Origin of the sequence: Bradyrhizobium sp. AZCC 2262 (assembly GCF_036924535.1) — a bacterium.
Lineage (GTDB): Bacteria > Pseudomonadota > Alphaproteobacteria > Rhizobiales > Xanthobacteraceae > Bradyrhizobium.
The window spans coordinates 7,373,337-7,391,373 of record NZ_JAZHRT010000001.1 but is presented as its reverse complement, the minus strand read 5'-3'; the positions used below and the strand labels follow the sequence as shown (position 1 = coordinate 7,391,373).

Genomic DNA, 18,037 nt, shown 5'->3' with positions numbered 1-18,037 from the left:
CAGCGGCATCGCGACTTGTCTTATTGAACAGCGGCGGTGCGCTTGGCCGCGACGGCCGGCTTGGCGCCGGGCTTGCCGGTGGCCGGTGCGGGAGCTGAATCCCAGCCGCCGGCGGGCGAAGCCACGTTGACGGCGTCGTCGGGCTGCGGCTCCGGCGTAAAGGTCTGGATCGCGAGCCGGGCGGCCGCCAGCGACTGAACGTCGAGGCGCTTGGCGATATCGTCGCGCTTGCGACCGGCGTCTGCGTCGCCCTGGGCTGCCGCCAGGCTGAACCATTTGAAGGATTCGGCGAGGTTCTGTTCGACGCCGATGCCGCGGGCATAGAGGATGCCGAGGTTGAACTGGCTGTCGGCGACGCCGCGGTCGGCGGCCTTGCGGAACCAGATCGACGCGCTCTTGTAATTGGCGCCCTTGCCGCCGCCATCGGCGTCGAGCACGGCCAGATTATGCATCGCCTTGGCGCTGCCGCGCTCGGCCGCCTGCGCATAATAGCGTCGCGCGATATCGACGTCCTTTTTTACGCTCAGGCCCTTCTCGTAGAAGGTGCCGAGCCGGAAGATAGCCGGCACCACGCCAGCCTGGGCGGCGCGGTCGTACCATTTCGCGGCCTCGTCGAGATCAGGCGCAACGCCCTTGCCTTCGGCAAAGCGCACGGCGACCTCGTAAGCCGCAGCCGGATCGCCCTTCAGCGCGGCGGCGCGCAATGCCGGGCCGCCGATGCCGTCAGGCAGCCGCTCGGTCGGCGGCACCGCGATCATGGCGAGCTTGCCGCCGGTGGCCGGCATCGTCGTGATCGCGCCGGTGACGTCGCTGGCTGCCGCGGGGGCCGGCGGGGCCACGATCCGCGCGCTATCCAGCGTGTTCGGTGCGGAAGAATTGTTCGACTGCTTCTCGACCGGCGTCGGCGACATCATCAGGGGTCCTGGAGCCGCTGGCATTGCGGGCCTGGTGCTGCTCTCCGCCGGCGCCGGGGCCTGCGCCGCCGGAGCGGCCGGCTCGCTGGGCTGTTCCATCATCGGCAGTTGCAGCACGCTGCCGGTGTCGAGCAGCGTCATCGCCATCTTGAACGTGCCGAGCACGATCACGACCACGCTCGCGCCGACCAGGAGCGAGCGGATCTTGGAGGAGATGTTCGAGGGGTTCTTGTCGTCCGCCTTGGCCTTGTCGCCGCCCTTGTCCTTGGGCGCGGCCTTTGCCGAACGTCCCGCTTTCTCGGGAGGCGGCGCAGCGGCTGCGGCCTGCGCGGCGCGGCGCGCGGCGGCAATGAAGCTCGACGAGCTCACCGGCTCCTTGGGTGCGGAAGCGATTTCGCTGATCGCGTTCTCGGAAGCTGCGATCCGCTCCGACGGCGAAGACAAGCGCGCGGTCGGCCGCGTGCCCGGCTCGAGCGGATGATCCGGCGGCAATTCCGGCGCGATCGCGGTGCGCGGCGCGGCGGCGTGCGGCTCCAGGATTTCGCTGATCGCCCGCGGCGGCAATGGCGGGGCGGCCGGCGCGGCCGGCTGTGCGGCGTGGAATTCGCGTGGCGCGGCGGCGAAATGTTCCTGGGGCTGCGCTTGCAGCGCGGCGGGGTTCGGCAGTTCCGGTTTCGGCGGCGGCGCGGGCTGCATCAGGGGCGGTGGCGCAAAGGCCTGCGGCGGCGTTGCCGCACGCGGGGCCTCTTCGCGGATTTCAAGCGCCGCCCGGGCGGGCTCGGGCGCCGCCGGAGCTGCGGTGCGAACCGTGCGCAGATCACCTTCGATCGTCGACAGGCGGTCGACCACGTGGCCGAGCGTGCTGTGAACGGTCTCGAGCGAGTCCTGCGTGCGGCGGTCGGTTTCCGACTGGCTGAAGCGGATGTCGGACAGCTCGCGCTTGACCAGATCGACGATGCCGGGGTCCGTCGGCTGCGCGGTGTCGCCGGAATTGCGGGAATCGGCGAGCGCGACCAGGCTGGCGTGCTGGCGTTCGAGCGAACGCAGAATATCGTGCAGCCCTTCCTCGACCCGTCCGAGATCGACGGCGGGCGTGGCGGACCGGTCGTTGTTAGAGGCTTCCAGGCGCTCCAGCAGATAGGACACGCGTTGCTCGAGATGGGCAAAGGCCGACGTGTTGTCGTTGCCGACCGGGAGGCGATCGAGCCGTTCCGACAGCGAGCGCACTGCGTTTTCGAGGAGTTCCGAATGCTCGCTGGCAGCCGGCGGCTGCCTTGCTTCCACTGTCGCGGTCAGCGCGACCAGGCGCTGCTCGATCATGCCCCAGGCGTCGCTGTTGCTGTCGAAGCGGGAAAGCTGATCGACCTTGGCCGACAGCGTGTGCACGTCGTCGGCGAGCCGGGCCAGTGCGTCGTTGGAGGCGACGTTGGAGACGATTCCGCGCAGCGCCACGATCGCGCTTTCGAGCTGCTGCACCGTCGAGGGATCGTCGTTCGAGCGCAAGATCAGATCGAGCTTGGCGCCGAGATTGCGGATCGCCTCGTCATAGCCGGTGAGCTGCTCGGCCGGCGTCAGCGAGCGCAGCGCTTCGCGGATTTCGCCGAGCGCGCGTTCGATGCCGGCCAGCATCTGGCCATCGGTGCCGTGCTGGCGGCTGTCGTCGATGCGGCGGGACAGCGAGCGGATTTCGTTCTCGAGCGATTCAATCTCCCGGCGCGGCACCGCTTCGGTGATGGCCTGACGGATTTCGGCGAGTTCGCTGCGGAAGGCGGCGATCGACTCCTCGACATGATCGGGACGCTGCAGCGCCTCGATCTGGCTCGTGATCTTGAGCAGGTGCCGTTCGAGCGAGGAAAAATCCGGCCCCGCAGGCGCTGCCTGCATCATCGGCTGCGAAAAGTTGGGCTGGGCGGCAGAGGCCGTCGGTGCGGCGTTGCGCGACGACATCTGGCGCGGCGGCGGACTGTCGAGTTCGTTCTGGCGCGCGGCGATTTCGGCGATTGCAAAATCCAGCGAGGCCGGACTGAGCGGCGGCGCGGGGCGATAGACCTGGGCTGCGGCCCGCTCGACCTGATCGGTCTGACGCTGCTTTTCCTGCATCTGGGCCTGCCGGGTCGGCGCTGGGTTGGAAATCTGCGAGAGCCGCGCGTCGAGGCGCGAAATGGCGTCGTTGAGCTGGCGGGCCACCGTCGGCTCGCCACGGGCTGCTTCGCCACGCGGCGTCTCGCCGCGCGGCGCGGGCCGCGAAATCTGCTCGATCTGCTTTGTGATCGAATCCAGCCGCTGATGAATGTCGGCAACGTCGCGGCTTTCACGGCTCGGCATCGCCGGCCGCTGATGGGAAGGCGCGCTGAAGCTGGGCGGAAGCGGTTCGCCGATGGTGGAATTGAGCCAGTCGCTCAGCGACATGCCGGCGCGCCGCGCGGCCGCCTCGGCCCTTTCGCGGACGGATGGATCGATGCCGTCAACACTCCACGATACGCGCGAATTCATGCTCTCGTCCGGTTCCGCTTCGGCGCCCCACCAGCGCCATCAGCCTCCCCGCGCGTCCCACAGAAGAGACAATCTTATTTCCGCGCAGGTCGCCTGCCTCGGAACTGACTTTTGTTCCTTACGGTAAAGAACGGGTTAAGGAATGGGACGCACGGCCGCAAAAGTTACCGGGGCGTCAAATCGGCTGTGGCCGTTCCGATTCAATCGGAACGCAACCGCAGGGCCGAGATACAAAATCGCGAAAACAACCCCATGCAAAGTAGAATGGGCGCCGGCTAGCAGCCCTCCTGCCGCTTGCGTTCCCGGGTGCGGGATGGTCCGCCGTCACGGCCCACCCTGATCTCATCGCGCTCTACCCGTTGTTTTCGCGCTGGCCTTCTTCGATCGGCACGACGTTGGTCCGTGCTGCGCTGGCGGTGAGGGCCGACAGCGCCTCGATCGCCTCTTCGCACCACTCGGCAACAGCGCGCTCATGGGCCAGGCCGATGCGAAGCCCGAGCAGTTTGCCGACGTCGGCCGGCGGCGCCGTGCCGTCCGGAAAGCGTTTGTTGAGCAGCCGCTCATATCGCGCAAAACGGTCGCGGTGATGTTCCAGCCGCGCCATCAGGTCGGTGCGCACCGGTTCGATGTCGACGCTGTCGAGCGCATAGAGCCGCACCAAAAGGTCGTCCTTGATCGAGGCCGGAACGCTGGGCCGGGCGGCCCAATGCCGGAGAGCGGCCCGCCCTTCCGGCGTGAGCGTATAGACCAGCTTGTTCGGCTTACCGGACTGCACCACCTCGCGGCCCTGGATATGGCCGCGGTCGCGAAGCTTGGTGAGCTCGCGATAAATTTGCTGGTGGTCGGCCTTCCAGAAGAATCCAATGGAGTTGTCGAACGTCTTGGCGAGCTCGTAGCCCGTCATCGGACGTTCGGTCAGGCAGGCAAGGATCGCGTCACCAAGCGCCACGACGCCGGCCTCCGGAATAACAGTGATTGACATTATGCATAAAGTTGCATATGCGTCAATGCGCATAAGCTCCGGAGAAGCCCATTCCCCGGCGCCAGCCCGTCATCGCCCGCACAGGAGACATGATGACCATGAGCGGCCTCGACAAGTGGTACGGCTACATGAAGTCCCACGACACGGCGGCATTGTGGGACCTGCTGCATCCGGATGCGGTGTTCGAAAGTCCCGTCGTCCACACGCCGCAGCGCGGGCGCGACATCACCTTCAAATATCTGGCGAGCGCCGAGAAGGTCCTTGGCGGCCCCGGCTTCAAATATACGGGCGAATGGCGCAGCGCGAACGGCGCGGTGCTCGAATTCGAAAACGAGATCGAGGGCATCAAGATCAACGGCGTCGACATCATCACCTTCAGCGATGACGGCAAGATCACGCATTTCAAGGTGATGGTGCGTCCGCTGAAGGGAATCAATCTGCTGCACCGTTTGATGGGGGAGCAACTCGCCAGGCAGTGAGGCCAGGGCAGCGCCGTCCGGCGCGCCTTATGTCGCAATGGCTGTCCGCATATTTGCTGGCCTCTTACTCCCTACGACTGCCCGAACCGGATAAGGTCTCGTTCCGGATCGCCACGACGAATTCAGTTCAAGCGCCTTCGCCACTCTTTGCCCCTGCCGGGAGAACATCATGCCGATCTACAAAGCCCCCGTGGAAGACGTCACCTTCCTGCTTAACGACGTGTTCCAGATTGATCGCTACGACAATCTGCCCGGGTTCACCGACGCCTCCGCCGACGTGCGCGAGGCGATCATCGGCGAGGCGGCAAAACTCTCCGAAGAGGTGCTGCAGCCGCTCAACCGTGTCGGCGATCTCGAAGGCTGCAAGCGGAATGACGACGGCTCGGTGACCACGCCGAAGGGTTTTAAGGAAGCCTTCAAGCAGGTGGCCGAAGGCGGCTGGCTCGGACTGTCGGCGCCGGCGGAATATGGCGGGCAGGGGCTGCCGGTGACGCTGAGCCAGGTGGTCACCGAATTCCAGAGCGCGGCCAACATGGCGTTCTCGATGTATGGCGGCCTGACCATGGGCGCGACTGCGGCGCTGCTGGTGCACGGCAGGCCCGAGCAGAAGAAGATGTTCGTGCCGAAGATGGTGGCGGGCCAGTGGACCGGCACCATGAACCTCACCGAGCCGCAATGCGGCACGGATCTCGGCCTGTTGCGCACCAAGGCCGTCAAGCAGGCCGACGGCAGCTACATGATATCAGGCACCAAGATCTTCATTTCCGCGGGCGAGCACGATATCACCGAGAACATCATCCATCTGGTGCTGGCGCGCATCGAAGGTGCGCCGGCCGGCATCAAGGGCGTGTCGCTGTTCGTGGTGCCGAAGGTGTTGGTCAATGCCGACGGCTCGCTGGGCGCGCGCAACGGCGTGTCCTGTGGCTCGATCGAGCACAAGATGGGTATCCACGGCAATTCCACCTGCGTGATGAACTACGACAACGCCACCGGCTGGCTGATCGGCGAAGAGAACAAGGGCATGCAGGGCATGTTCGTGATGATGAACGAGGCCCGCCTCGGCGTCGCCGTGCAGGGCCTCGCACAGTCCGAAGTCGCCTATCAGAACGCCGTCCAGTATGCGCGCGAGCGTCTGCAGGGCCGCTCGCTGACCGGCGCCAAGGAGCCGGACAAGCCGGCCGATCCCATCATCGTGCATCCCGACGTGCGTCGCGTGCTGCTCACCATCCGCGCCTTCAACGAGGCGGCCCGCGCCATGGTGGTGTGGACCGCGCTGAAGAGCGACGTCGCGCATCGTTCCTCCGACCCGAAGGACCGCCAGGAAGCCGACGACCACATGGGCTTGATGACGCCGGTCATGAAGGGCGTGATGACCGACGTCGGATTCTCCAACGCGGTGCTGGCGCAGCAGATGTATGGTGGCCACGGCTACATCGCCGAGCACGGCATGGAGCAGTTCGTGCGCGATGCGCGCATCGCCATGCTCTATGAAGGCGCCAACGGCATTCAGGCGCTCGACCTGGTCGGCCGCAAATTGCCGCGCGATGGCGGCCGCGCCGTGATGGCGTTCTTTGCCGAGGTCGGCGCTTTCGCCAAGGAGCACGGCGGCGACGAGGCGATGAAGCCGTTCGTCACCCCGCTCTCGGCAGCCCTCGGCCATCTGCAGCAGGCCACCGGCTGGCTGATGCAGAACGCGCTGACCAAGCCCGACAATGCGGGTGCGGCCGCCACCGACTACATGCAATTGTTCGGTCTCGTGACCTTCGCCTATATGTGGGCGCGGATGGCCAAAGTGGCTCAGGACAAGATTGCGGGCTCCGGGGCCACGCCCTATCTCTCCACCAAGCTGGTGACCGGCCGCTTCTTCATGGAGCGGATGCTGCCGGAAACCTCGGTGCATCTTGCACGCATCCAGACCGGCTGCGCGACCACCATGGAATTGGCGGCGGAAGCGTTCTGAGATTTTTTCGCCGTTTCCCTGTCTTTCGCCTATAATATTATGATCCTCATACCAGGAGGGCGTCATGCCTGAGGCATATATCTACGATCACGTTCGCACCCCGCGCGGCCGAGGCAAATCCGATGGCGCGCTCCACGAGGTCACCGCGCTGGCGCTCGCCACCGTGCCGCTGCAGGCGCTGAAGGAGCGTAACAATCTGGCCGAGGACGTGGTCGATGACGTCGTGCTCGGCGTGGTCGATCCGGTCGGCGAGGCCGGCAGCGACATCGCGCGCTTCGCCGCGCTGAAGGCGGGGCTCGGCGAGACAGTTCCCGGCGTGCAGCTCAGCCGCTTCTGTGCTTCCGGCCTCGATGCCGTGAATTTCGCCGCCGCCCAGATCATGGCCGGCCAGCATGAACTCGTGATCGGCGGCGGAGCCGAGTCCATGAGCCGCGTCGGTATCGGCGCGTCCGGCGGCGCCTGGCCGATGGACCCCTCGATGGCGGTGCCTTCCTATTTCATGCCGCAGGGCGTCTCGGCCGACCTGATCGCCACCAAGTACGGTTTTTCGCGCGACGACGTCGACGCCTACGCGGTGCAAAGCCAGCAGCGCGCCGCAAAGGCCTGGGACGAGGGCCGCTTCAACAAGTCGGTGGTGCCGGTCAAGGATATCAACGGCCTGACCATCCTCGCCAAGGACGAACACATGCGCCCGACCACGACGATGCAGTCGCTCGGCCAGTTGCAGCCGTCGTTCGTGGTCATGGGCCAGATGGGCGGCTTCGACGCGGTGGCGATCCAGTCGCATCCCGAGGTCGAGAAGATCAACTACGTGCACCACGCCGGCAATTCCTCAGGGATCGTCGACGGAGCGGGCGCGGTGCTGCTCGGCAGCAAGGAGGCCGCCGCCAAGTACAGCCTGAAGCCGCGCGCAAAAATCCGCGCCTTTGCCAATATCGGCTCGGAGCCCGCGATGATGCTGACCGGCCCTGTCGACGTCACCGAAAAGCTGTTCGAGCGCTCCGGCATGAAGAAGTCGGACATCGATCTGTTCGAACTGAACGAGGCCTTTGCCTCGGTGGTGCTGCGCTACATGCAGGCCTTCGACATCGATCCTTCGAAGATCAACGTCAATGGCGGCGCGATCGCGCTCGGCCATCCGCTCGGTGCGACCGGTGCGATGATCCTCGGCACCGTGCTCGACGAGTTGGAGCGCACCAACAAGTCCACCGCGCTGGTGACGTTGTGCATCGGCGGCGGCATGGGGACGGCTACGATCATCGAAAGAGTGTAGGTGCCGTAGGGTGGGCAAAGGCGCTCTTGCGCCGTGCCCACCATCACGCACCCCGCTGGGAATGGTGGGCACGCTGCGCTTTGCCCACCCTACGAAATCCAATTTAACCGCCGCGCCTGACATCGGCTGCCGGCATCGAGGGAGCACCAACATGGCCTTCAAGAATTTCAAGGTAGAGACCGACGCCGACGGCATTGCGCTCGTCACCTGGGACATTCCCGGACGTTCGATGAACGTGCTGGACGAGACCTCGACCACCGAGCTCGAAGAGATATTGAAGCAGACCACGGCGGATGCCGCGGTGAAGGGCGTCGTCATCACCTCCAGCAAGGAGGCCTTCTGCGCCGGCGCTGATCTCTCGATGCTCGAGGGCATGAACGTCGCCTATGCCAAGATGCTGAAGGAGAAGGGCGAGGAAGCTGCCAACCAGATGCTGTTCGAGCAGAGCCGCCGCTTCTCGCTGGTATTGCGCGGCATCGAAACCTGCGGCAAGCCGTGGGCGGCCGCGATCAATGGGCTCGCGCTCGGCGGCGGCTTTGAGGTGACGCTGTCCTGCCATTACCGCGTCGCGGCTGAAAATCCCAAAACTCGCCTCGGCCTGCCCGAAGTGAAGGTCGGCCTGTTCCCGGGCGCCGGCGGCACCCAGCGCGTGCCGCGCCTCGTCCCGCCGCAGGATGCGATGACGATCCTGCTCAAGGGCGATCCGGTCACGGTCGACAAGGCCAAGGCGCTCAATCTGATTCACGCCATCGTGCCGGCGGCCGATCTGATCGAGGCGGCCAAGGACTGGATCAAGGGTGGCGGCAAGGCGGTCGCGCCCTGGGACGAGAAGGGTTTTAAGCTGCCGGGCGGCCCGGTGTTCTCCAAGGCCGGCATGATGATGTTTCCGGCCGGCAACGCCATCTACCGCCGCGAGACCTACGACAATTACCCGGCGGCGCGCGCTATCATGAGCTGCGTCTACGAGGGCCTGCAGTTGCCGATCGACGCCGCGCTCCGCGTCGAGTCGCGTTACTTCACCAAGGTGCTGCGCTCCAAGGAAGCGGCGGCGATGATCCGCAGCCTGTTCCTGTCGATGCAGGAACTGAACAAGGGCGCGCGGCGTCCGCAGAACGTGCCGCCGACCAGGATCAAGAAGGTCGCCGTGATCGGCGCCGGCTTCATGGGCGCCAGCGTCGGCTACGTCTCCGCGCGTGCCGGCCTCGACGTGGTACTGATCGATCGCGACCAGGAAAGCGCCGACAAGGGCAAGGCGCATGCGCAGAAGGTGATCGACGAGCAGATCACCAAGGGCCGCGCCAAGGCGGGTGACCGCGACGCGCTGCTGGCGCGCATCACCCCAACCGCGGACTACGCCACGCTCGGGGATTGCGATCTCGTCATCGAGGCCGTGTTCGAGGACCGCAAGGTCAAGGCGGACACCTTTGCCAAGGCGCAGCAGTACTTGAAGCCCGATGCGATCTTCGCGTCCAACACCTCGACGCTGCCGATCACCTCGCTTGCCGAAAGCTTCAAGGAGCAGGGCAAGTTCGTCGGCATCCACTTCTTCTCGCCGGTCGAGAAGATGATGCTGGTCGAAATCATCCTCGGCAAGAACACCGGCGATGTCGCGCTCGCCGCCGCGCTCGACTATGTGCGGGTGATCGGCAAGACGCCGATCGTCGTCAATGATTCGCGCGGCTTCTACGCCAACCGCTGCGTCGGCCGTTACATCGCCGAAGGCAACGAGATGTTCCTGGAAGGCGTGCCGCCGGCCATGATCGAGAACTGCGCCAAGATGGCCGGCATGCCGGTCGGCCCGCTGTCGCTGTCGGATGAAGTCGCCCTCGACCTCGGCCTCAAGGTCATCAAGGCGACGGAAGCGGATCTCGGTCCCAATTCCATCAACCCCGACCAGAAGAAGCTGATGGTGGAGCTGGTCGAAAAACAGGGCCGCCTCGGCCGCAAGAACAGCAAGGGCTTTTACGACTACCCCGAGAAGGGCAAGGGCCAGAAGAGCCTGTGGCCGGGATTATCAGCGCTGCAGCCGAAGCAGCTCGATCCGGATACGCTCGATATCGAGGAATTGAAGCAACGCTTCCTGGTGGTGCAGGCGGTGGAAGCCGCGCGCACGGTGGAGGATCACGTCATCACCGATCCGCGCGAGGCCGATGTCGGCTCGATCCTCGGCTTCGGCTTTGCGCCGTTCACCGGCGGCACGCTGTCCTATATCGACTTCATGGGCACGCGAAAATTCGTCGAGCTCTGCCACAAGCTGGAGGCCAAATACGGCTCGCGCTTCACCCCGCCGAAACTGCTGGAAGACATGGCGGCCAAGGGCGAGACTTTCTACGGCAAGTTTCCGCCGAAGAAACAGGCGGCGTAATATTTCCCCCGTCATTCCGGGATGGTCCGAAGGACCAGACCTCAGGGGTGCAATTGCACCCCGGGGAATCTCGAGATTCCCCGATGTGCAATTGCACATCGGAGGTTCGATGCTTCGCATCGCCCCGGAATGACGAACACAAAAAAGGCCGGATTATGGATCCGGCCTCCTTCGATATGTGGCTGTTCGCAAGAAACTCACGCCGCCTTCAGCAGGCCTTCCTTGGTCAGCGCTTCCTGCACCTTTGGGCGCGCTCCGACGCGGGCCTTGTAGGCCATCAGGTTGGAGAGATGAGCGAGATCCCATTTCATCCGTTCGGCCCATGACAGCATCGTGAACATGTAGCCGTCGGCGACCGAAAACTGCTTGCCCATCAGGTAGTCTTTGCCGGCCAACTCGCCGTCGACGTACTTGAACTTGCCCATCACCCGGTCCTTGAAGAAGGCCTTGGCGTCATCTGACAGCGCCGGGGCGAACTGCGGACCGAGGTTCTTGTGCAGCTCGCTGTTGATATAGGTGAGCCAGGCCTGCAGCTTGTAGCGATCGGCATGGTCGCGGCTGGGGGCCAGATTCTTGTCCGCGGCCTTGTCGGCAATCATCTGGACGATGACCGGGCCTTCGGTGACCAGTTCGCCGGAATCCAGCGCCAGCGCGGGCACCTGGCCCTTCGGATTGACCGCCAGATAGTCGTCGCCGTTTTCCAGCTTCTTGGCGCGCAGATCGACCTTGACTAGGTCGTAGGGGAGGCCGGCCTCCAGTAGCGCGATATGGGGGGAAAGGGAGCAGGCGCCTGGCGAATAATACAATTTCATTGGATTTTCCTTTCGTTTCCGTCCCTTGGAAATCTTGGCTTTGGGCGATGGAACGACTAAATGCATCTGCATGAAATAGTCAAGATTGATGCAGCTGCATTTAGTGCGGTACACTGATCTGTGACTGGCATGGACCGTAGCATGAAACGCAAACCATCGACCGAGGCGACCGCCGCCTGGATCCGCCTGATGCGGGTGCAGAGCCGGGTGCTCGATGCCGTCGAGCAGGATTTGAAGAAAGCGGGCTTTCCGCCGCTGGCCTGGTATGACGCGCTGCTGGAACTGTCGCGCGCGCCTTCCGGCGAGATGCGCCCGGTGGAACTGGAAAAGCAGATGCTGATCCCGCAATATTCCACCTCGCGGCTGATCGACCGCCTGGTCGACGAGGGCCTGGCGGCGCGGCGCGAATGCAAGATCGACAAGCGCGGGCAGTTCGTGGAGATCACCGAGGCCGGGCGCGAGCTGCAGAAGAAAATGTGGAACGCCTATTCGGCGGCGATCGAAAAGCACGTCGGCTCCAAACTGTCCGATGCCGACGCCATGAAGCTTTGCGGTCTGCTCGACCGGCTGGGCTGCTCCTGCTCCGAGGTCAAGGCGGCCGCTGCCCGCGACGGCGTGCCGGCGCGATGACAGTCCTGATATGTTTCGTTGATGCGGACGACGCCGTCCGCATTCCCTTGGCCACACGGCGCGTTCGGTCGAATCGCCAGAGATCCGGATTTTTTCATGGCGCGTGACCAGATCGATATGACGCCGCTGCAATCACGTGACGAACTCGTCACGTGGTTCGAAGCCGGCACCAAGCCGCCGTCCGAGTTCCGCATCGGTACCGAGCACGAGAAGACCCCGTTCACGCTGGAGGGCCGTCAGCCCGTGCCGTACGAGGGCTCGCGCGGCATCGGCGCGCTGCTCGAAGGCATGCAGCTTTTGCTCGGTTGGGAGCCGATCATGGAGCGCGGCAACATCATCGGGCTTTACGACGTCACCGGGGGTGGCGCGATTTCGCTGGAGCCGGGCGGGCAGTTCGAATTGTCGGGGGCGCCGGTCGAGACCGTGCACCAGACCCAGTCCGAACTGATGGCGCATCTGGCGCAGGTCCGCGAGATCGCAACGCCCTTGGGGATAGGCTTTCTCGGGCTTGGCATGACGCCGTCCTGGTCACGGTCGCAGATCCCGGTGATGCCTAAGGGCCGCTACAAGATCATGACCAACTACATGCCGAAGGTCGGGCAATACGGCATCGACATGATGTACCGGACCTGCACGGTGCAGACCAATCTCGACTTCTCCTCGGAAGCCGACATGGTCAAGAAACTGCGGGTGTCGATCGCGCTGCAGCCGGTCGCGACCGCCCTGTTTGCCAATTCGCCGTTCACCGAAGGCAAGCCCAACGGCTTCCTGTCGTTCCGCTCCGAGATCTGGCGCGACACGGATAACGCGCGCTCCGGCATGTTGCCGTGGGTGTTCGAGGACGGCATGGGATTCGAGCGCTATGTCGATTACGCGCTCGATGTGCCCATGTATTTCGTCAAGCGCGGCGAGACCTATGTCGACGTCGCCGGCTCGTCGTTCCGTGCCTTCTTCGAGGGCCGCAACAACTCGCTTCCCGGCGAGCGCCCGACGTTGTCGGACTGGGCCAACCATTTGTCGACGATTTTCCCGGAAGTCCGCCTCAAGCGTTATCTGGAAATGCGCGGCGCCGATGGCGTACCGTGGGGCCGGCTGCCGGCGCTGCCGGCGTTCTGGGTCGGGCTGCTGTATGACGACGAAAGCCTGAACGCGGCATGGGATCTGGTCCGCCACTGGACCGCGCAGGAGCGTCAGGCATTGCGCGACGACGTCCCGCGCTTCGGCTTCAAGGCCAGGATCAGGGATCGCTATTTGTTCGAAATCGCCCGGGAATGCCTGAAGCTGTCGCATGCGGGGTTGCGGCGGCGTGGCCGCATCGATCAGCTCGGCCGTGACGAGAGTCGCCACCTCGAGCCGCTGGAGCGCATCCTCGAATCGGGCCGCACGCCGGCGGAAGAAATGCTGGACAAGTTCAACGGCGAGTGGGGCGGTTCCGTGGAACCCGTCTATCAGGAATACGCGTTTTAATTGAACGGGTTGCTTAACCTTCCGGCCGTTCATCCACCGTACAGGTTGATGGCGCTCAAATGGCGCTCGGATCAAAGAGATAGGGCGGGGTGGTGATTTGAGGTCACCCCGTTCTGAAAGCGCGCATTCGAAAGCAACTACGGATGAGGACTGTCCGCCTGCTCAGGGCGTGTGTGGTCACGCTCGCCTTTTTGGCGGCGGCCGTATCCGCGCGCCCGGCGCTGGCGCAGGCCAATTTCGACCGTCCCGGTGGTGATTATCTCAGCGCACCCGTGATCTCGGGCGATCCGGCGGAATGTGCGCTGGTGTGCGAGCGCGATCGCCGCTGCCGCGCCTGGACCTTCAGCTATCCGACCGACCTGGCCAACCGCGCGGTGTGCTGGCTCAAGAGCAACGTGCCGGCGCGGGTGCAGAGCGATTGCTGCGTCTCCGGCGTGCGCGGCGCCGGCGTGCTCGAACGGCGCAACGAGGCAGTCGAAACCTCGATCGACCGCTTCGGCGGCGACTACAAGAGCTTTGATCTCAAGAGCGGTGACGGCGACGACGCCTGCAAGGCCGCCTGCGCCGCCGACAACAAATGCCGCGCCTGGACCTATGCGCGGCCGGGCTATGCCGGCAAGGAGGCGCAGTGCTTCCTGAAGAAGGACATCAAGCCGCCGCGACGCAAGGCGGGGTTCACGTCCGGCGTGGTGAGGTAGGGCTACGGCTTCATTCGGCCGGCAGCACCGTGATCTCCGGCCACAGCGCCTTCCATCGCGCCGCTTTCGCCGCGTAATTCACGGCGGAAAAATTCGCGCCGGGATTGGGCCGCACGATCAGTGCGGCGACATCGTCATACCCGTTCGGCGCGTACACCTCGTAGCCTTCGCGCGTGCGCCGGATTCCGATCTGGGTATTCCCGGTCAAGAACCGGTCTATGCCTTGCATCGAACACCGCAGCTCCGGGTAGGGCAGGCCATGCTTTTCGGGGTACCAGAGATGAACGCGCGCCTGGTTGCGCGCCTCGACCGCGATGCCGCGGCTTGCAAACCGCTCCGCCAGCGTGCGGATGACGTTGTCTTCCGCCTCCCACGATGTATCGGGATCGAAATAGAACACGTCGTAATCGTTGATGCCGTAATCGACCGCGCGGCTCGTCAGCACGTTCCACACCGTCTGCACCAGACAGCCGGAGACCAGCCACGCATCCGGCAGCGCAAGCCGAAACAGTTCCTCGGCAATGATTTCGTTGGCGGGATTTTGCAGGGCGGCGGTGAGGAATTGGTCGCGGTTCATCGTACTGCCGTAGGGTAGGCAAAGCGAAGCGTGCCCACCATTCCCTTACGATCGTGGAAAGATGGTGGGCACGGCGCCGCGCGCCTTTGCCCCCCTACGAATTCATGTCGAATTCCTTCACCGCCTTCTTCGACGCCAGCGTGCGCCAGTGTCGCCGCAGCAATGGCTCGACATTGGCGCGCTTGGCCTTCGACAGGCGGATCAGCACCATCGGATAATCGCGGTAGTGATCGGTGAAGTAAAACACCTTCGGCTGGCTTTCCACCAGCATCTCGCGCTCATCTTGCGGCACGCCCGGCATCACCAGGCTGTCACCGTCTTCCTTCAACCGCGCCAGCATCTTCTTGCGCACTTTGAGCGCCGGCGTGCCGTAGGAGGTGCCGTCTTCGACTTCAGGCCAGGCCAGCGCGATTTTTCGCAACTCGTCGAAGGTCATGGGCTTCGCCCGGCGAAGAATGTAGCCCGGATGGAGCGAAGCGAAATCCGGGGAAACTGCATCCGCTGGCGAAACCTTTCCCGGATTTCGCGGAGCCTGTCATCGGGCGCGCATTCGCGCGACCCGTTGGCTGCATCCGGGCTACGTCCTCACTGCACCGAGGTAAAAAACCGCGCCAGCCGGAAACCCGACAGCCACGTCCACATCGGCTGGCTGCGCATGCCGAGATCCCACGAGCCGACCACGGCATCCGCACGGCCGATCAGATTGTCGATCGGCAGCAGTCCGACGCCGCCGTCGCGCACCGCGACGCGGCTGTCGGCGGAATTGTCCCTGTTGTCGCCGAGCACGAACAGTTTGCCCGGCGGCACCGTCACCTCGGGCGTGTTGTCGAGCCTGCCATTGTCATGCATCTTGAAAATGGCGTGGCTGACGCCGTTCGGCAGCGTCTCGACGAAGCGATAGGCACGCTCGGTGTTACCGCGATCGTCTTCCGCCTGACCTGTGCCATCGGGCTTCAGCGTCGCGGCGTGGTCGTTGATGAAGAGCTGGCCCTGCCGCAACTGGATGCGGTCGCCCGGCAATCCCACCACGCGCTTGACCCAGGCCTGCGAGCGGTCGCCGGGCCAGCGGAACACGACGACGTCGCCGCGCTTGGGCGTGTCGCCGAACAGCCGGCCGGTCTCGGGGAGCGTGATCTGGATCGGCAGCGACGCCGCACCGTAGCCGTAGGGAAATTTCGAGGCGAGCAGCGCGTCGCCGATCAACAGCGTCGGCTCCATCGAGCCGGACGGCACGTAAAACGGCTCGGCCAGCGCGCCCTTGGCAACGAATACGATGGCCACGATCGCAGCTAACTGCGCGGCCTGCGCACGCCAGCTCACAGGCTTGCCCGGGGAAACTTCCTTATTGGTCACTACCTTCTCGTCGCTCACTAGCCTGTTCCTCCGACGGTGATCTTTTCCATCCGCAGCGTCGGCTGGCCGACGCCGACAGGCACGCCCTGGCCGTTCTTGCCGCAGGTGCCGATGCCGGTATCCAGCGCCAGATCGTTGCCGACCATGGTGATCCTGTGCAGGTCGGTCGGCCCGTTGCCGATCAGCATCGCGCCCTTCAATGGCGCGCCGAGCTTGCCGTTCTCGATTTTGTAGGCCTCGGTGCACTGGAACACGTATTTGCCCGAGGTGATGTCGACCTGGCCGCCGCCGAAATTCGCGGCGTAAATGCCGTTCTTTACTGAGGCGAGAATCTCCGCCGGATCGCGGCTACCCGCCAGCATGTAGGTGTTGGTCATGCGCGGCATCGGCACATGGGCGTAGCTCTGACGGCGGCCGTTGCCGGTCGGCTTCATGTTCATCAGCCGCGCGTTCTGCCGGTCCTGCATGTAGCCGACCAGGATGCCGTCCTCGATCAGCACGGTGCGGTTGGTCGGCGTGCCCTCGTCGTCGATCGAGAGCGAGCCGCGCCGCGAGGCCATGGTGCCGTCGTCGACGACGGTGACGCCCTTGGCCGCGACCTGCTTGCCCATCAATCCTGCAAACGCCGAGGTCTGCTTGCGATTGAAGTCGCCTTCGAGGCCGTGACCGACCGCTTCATGCAGCATCACGCCCGGCCAGCCGGCGCCCAGCACGACGTCCATTTCACCGGCGGGGGCGGGAACCGATTCCAGATTGACCAGCGCCTCGCGGATCGCGCCGTCGGCGGCCTCGCGCCACGCCTTGGTCTCGATGAAGCGCGCGTAACCTTCGCGGCCGCCATAGCCCTTGCTGCCGCTCTCCTGCCGGTCGCCCTGGCCTGCAACCACGGAAATATTGACCCGCACCAGCGGGCGGATGTCGCGATAGCTCTCGCCATCGGGACGCAGGATTTCCACCACCTGCCAGGTGGCGCCCAGGCTGATGGACGCCTGCCGCACCCGCGGATCCTTGTCGCGCAGATAAGCGTCGATCTCGGCCAGCAGTTTTACCTTGGTCTCAAAACCCGGCGCATCCAGCGGGTTCTCGTCGCCATAGAGCCGCACATTGGTATGCGCGGGAGCAGCGGCAAAATTGCCGCTGTAGCCGCCGCGCACGGCCGCCACCGCATCCGCCGCGCGGATCAGCGCCGGCAGCGAGACATCGGACGAATGCGCATAGCCGACCGCATCGTCCTTGACCGCGCGCAGGCCGAAGCCTTGGGACGTGTCGTAGGTCGCCTGCTTCAGCCGGCCATTGTCAAAACCGAGCGCTTCGGTCTGGCCATACTCCAGAAACAGCTCGCCATCGTCGGCCCCGGCCAGCCCCCGCGTAATCTCACGTCGGACGGCATCGCGGTCGAGATTGGCGCGGTCGAGAAGGGAGGTCGTGGCGGGATTGGTCATCAAATCAGTCCGTTGTCGGAGGGGCACATCCAAGATAGTTGTTTCCCGGCCATTCCGCGAGGGGCGGGATCAACACGTTGCCGAGACGATGGCCTCAGTCGAAATTGTTCCGATAGCGCAAGACCATATCGAAAGCTTTCATCGAGCCCTCGATTTCGTCGCGCGGGAGCGGCGCTATCTCGCGTTTCTGGAAGCCCCGCCGTTCGAATCAACGCGGGCCTTCGTTCTCGACAATATCAAGCAGGGTTATCCGCAACTGGTCGCAGTGTCGGCCGGCCAGGTCGTCGGCTGGTGCGACGTCGTGCCCAACCCAAGGCAGATTTATGCCCATGTCGGCGTTCTCGGCATCGCGCTTTTGCCGGAATTCTGGCGGCAGGGAATAGGAGGGCGTTTGATCCGGCAGACGCTCGATGCGGCGCAGGTCTTCGGGCTGCGCCGGGTCGAACTGACGGTTCGGGAAAACAACGCGGTGGCGATCGATCTCTACAAGAAATTCGGGTTTGTCATCGAAGGACGGCAGCGCAACCGAATTCTGATCGATGGCGCTTACGAAAGCCTGATCCTCATGGGCGTGCTGTTCTAGCAGCTTCCC

The 18,037-nt window shown here is 64.5% G+C and carries 15 protein-coding genes; 8 read left to right on the top strand and 7 right to left on the bottom strand.

The features are described 5' to 3' along the window. Positions 1 to 20: 20 nt before the first annotated feature. Both V1283_RS34715 and V1283_RS34710 read right to left on the bottom strand, forming a co-directional pair. Positions 21 to 3,407: a hypothetical protein gene (locus V1283_RS34715; RefSeq protein ID WP_334391103.1), complete on the bottom strand. Its 3,387-nt coding sequence runs from the start codon at positions 3,405 to 3,407 to the stop codon at positions 21 to 23. Between the two features lie 352 nt (positions 3,408 to 3,759). Next, entirely contained in the window at positions 3,760 to 4,356 is a 597-nt protein-coding gene (locus V1283_RS34710) for a PadR family transcriptional regulator (protein ID WP_334393284.1), read from the bottom strand. 125 nt (positions 4,357 to 4,481) lie between these two features. Here V1283_RS34710 and V1283_RS34705 point away from each other — a divergent pair, with 125 nt between their 5' ends. The 4 genes from V1283_RS34705 (at position 4,482) to V1283_RS34690 (ending at position 10,466) form a co-directional block, all read left to right on the top strand. Next, on the top strand, positions 4,482 to 4,868 hold the full coding sequence (locus V1283_RS34705) for a nuclear transport factor 2 family protein (RefSeq protein ID WP_247519609.1): 387 nt from the start codon (positions 4,482 to 4,484) through the stop codon (positions 4,866 to 4,868). Between the two features lie 169 nt (positions 4,869 to 5,037). Then, positions 5,038 to 6,828 carry an acyl-CoA dehydrogenase C-terminal domain-containing protein gene (locus tag V1283_RS34700; RefSeq protein WP_334391102.1) on the top strand — a complete coding sequence of 597 codons (1,791 nt, stop codon included), beginning with the start codon at positions 5,038 to 5,040 and terminating at the stop codon, positions 6,826 to 6,828. 64 nt (positions 6,829 to 6,892) lie between these two features. Continuing rightward, complete coding sequence (locus V1283_RS34695; protein WP_334391101.1) at positions 6,893 to 8,101, top strand: acetyl-CoA C-acetyltransferase; 1,209 nt, start codon at positions 6,893 to 6,895, stop codon at positions 8,099 to 8,101. 151 nt (positions 8,102 to 8,252) lie between these two features. Further along, positions 8,253 to 10,466 carry an FAD-dependent oxidoreductase gene (locus V1283_RS34690; RefSeq protein WP_334391100.1) on the top strand — a complete coding sequence of 738 codons (2,214 nt, stop codon included), beginning with the start codon at positions 8,253 to 8,255 and terminating at the stop codon, positions 10,464 to 10,466. A 197-nt stretch (positions 10,467 to 10,663) separates the two neighbouring features. Here V1283_RS34690 and gstA read toward each other — a convergent pair whose 3' ends face one another. Continuing rightward, on the bottom strand, positions 10,664 to 11,278 hold the full coding sequence (gene gstA / locus V1283_RS34685; protein ID WP_334391099.1) for a glutathione transferase GstA: 615 nt from the start codon (positions 11,276 to 11,278) through the stop codon (positions 10,664 to 10,666). A gap of 141 nt (positions 11,279 to 11,419) precedes the next feature. Here gstA and V1283_RS34680 point away from each other — a divergent pair, with 141 nt between their 5' ends. The 3 genes from V1283_RS34680 to V1283_RS34670 all read left to right on the top strand — a co-directional run bounded on the left by V1283_RS34680 (position 11,420) and on the right by V1283_RS34670 (position 14,073). Then, on the top strand, positions 11,420 to 11,908 hold the full coding sequence (locus V1283_RS34680) for a MarR family winged helix-turn-helix transcriptional regulator (RefSeq protein ID WP_334391098.1): 489 nt from the start codon (positions 11,420 to 11,422) through the stop codon (positions 11,906 to 11,908). Positions 11,909 to 12,004: 96 nt separating this feature from the next. Continuing rightward, on the top strand, positions 12,005 to 13,375 hold the full coding sequence (locus tag V1283_RS34675) for a glutamate--cysteine ligase (protein WP_334391097.1): 1,371 nt from the start codon (positions 12,005 to 12,007) through the stop codon (positions 13,373 to 13,375). Between the two features lie 143 nt (positions 13,376 to 13,518). Further along, positions 13,519 to 14,073 (top strand): PAN domain-containing protein, encoded by a 555-nt coding sequence (locus V1283_RS34670; protein WP_334391096.1) that lies wholly within the window; start codon positions 13,519 to 13,521, stop codon positions 14,071 to 14,073. A 10-nt stretch (positions 14,074 to 14,083) separates the two neighbouring features. Here the strand turns inward: V1283_RS34670 and V1283_RS34665 are convergent, their stop codons facing one another. The 4 genes from V1283_RS34665 to tldD all read right to left on the bottom strand — a co-directional run bounded on the left by V1283_RS34665 (position 14,084) and on the right by tldD (position 17,445). Next, complete coding sequence (locus tag V1283_RS34665) at positions 14,084 to 14,650, bottom strand: nucleotidyltransferase family protein (RefSeq protein ID WP_334391095.1); 567 nt, start codon at positions 14,648 to 14,650, stop codon at positions 14,084 to 14,086. 94 nt (positions 14,651 to 14,744) lie between these two features. Continuing rightward, positions 14,745 to 15,086 carry an MmcQ/YjbR family DNA-binding protein gene (locus V1283_RS34660; protein WP_334391094.1) on the bottom strand — a complete coding sequence of 114 codons (342 nt, stop codon included), beginning with the start codon at positions 15,084 to 15,086 and terminating at the stop codon, positions 14,745 to 14,747. A gap of 149 nt (positions 15,087 to 15,235) precedes the next feature. Then, positions 15,236 to 16,021, bottom strand: coding sequence for a signal peptidase I (lepB, locus tag V1283_RS34655; RefSeq protein ID WP_442895802.1), 786 nt, complete (start codon positions 16,019 to 16,021; stop codon positions 15,236 to 15,238). Beyond that, positions 16,021 to 17,445 (bottom strand): metalloprotease TldD, encoded by a 1,425-nt coding sequence (gene tldD, locus V1283_RS34650; RefSeq protein WP_334391093.1) that lies wholly within the window; start codon positions 17,443 to 17,445, stop codon positions 16,021 to 16,023. The genes lepB and tldD overlap by 1 nt, the downstream gene beginning before the upstream one ends. An 88-nt stretch (positions 17,446 to 17,533) precedes the next feature. Between tldD and V1283_RS34645 the strand changes: the two genes are divergently transcribed. Further along, a complete protein-coding gene (locus V1283_RS34645; RefSeq protein ID WP_334391092.1) occupies positions 17,534 to 18,028 on the top strand; it encodes a GNAT family N-acetyltransferase in 495 nt (164 codons plus the stop codon). Positions 18,029 to 18,037 lie beyond the last annotated feature (9 nt).

Coding starts and splice junctions, on each gene's coding strand:
- V1283_RS34715 (WP_334391103.1), bottom strand. CDS start 3,407: ATGAATTCGCGCGTATCGTGGAGTGTTGACGGCATCGATCCATCCGTC.
- V1283_RS34705 (WP_247519609.1), top strand. CDS start 4,482: ATGACCATGAGCGGCCTCGACAAGTGGTACGGCTACATGAAGTCCCAC.
- V1283_RS34700 (WP_334391102.1), top strand. CDS start 5,038: ATGCCGATCTACAAAGCCCCCGTGGAAGACGTCACCTTCCTGCTTAAC.
- V1283_RS34695 (WP_334391101.1), top strand. CDS start 6,893: ATGCCTGAGGCATATATCTACGATCACGTTCGCACCCCGCGCGGCCGA.
- V1283_RS34690 (WP_334391100.1), top strand. CDS start 8,253: ATGGCCTTCAAGAATTTCAAGGTAGAGACCGACGCCGACGGCATTGCG.
- gstA (WP_334391099.1), bottom strand. CDS start 11,278: ATGAAATTGTATTATTCGCCAGGCGCCTGCTCCCTTTCCCCCCATATC.
- V1283_RS34680 (WP_334391098.1), top strand. CDS start 11,420: ATGAAACGCAAACCATCGACCGAGGCGACCGCCGCCTGGATCCGCCTG.
- V1283_RS34675 (WP_334391097.1), top strand. CDS start 12,005: ATGGCGCGTGACCAGATCGATATGACGCCGCTGCAATCACGTGACGAA.
- V1283_RS34670 (WP_334391096.1), top strand. CDS start 13,519: ATGAGGACTGTCCGCCTGCTCAGGGCGTGTGTGGTCACGCTCGCCTTT.
- V1283_RS34665 (WP_334391095.1), bottom strand. CDS start 14,650: ATGAACCGCGACCAATTCCTCACCGCCGCCCTGCAAAATCCCGCCAAC.
- V1283_RS34660 (WP_334391094.1), bottom strand. CDS start 15,086: ATGACCTTCGACGAGTTGCGAAAAATCGCGCTGGCCTGGCCTGAAGTC.
- tldD (WP_334391093.1), bottom strand. CDS start 17,445: ATGACCAATCCCGCCACGACCTCCCTTCTCGACCGCGCCAATCTCGAC.
- V1283_RS34645 (WP_334391092.1), top strand. CDS start 17,534: ATGGCCTCAGTCGAAATTGTTCCGATAGCGCAAGACCATATCGAAAGC.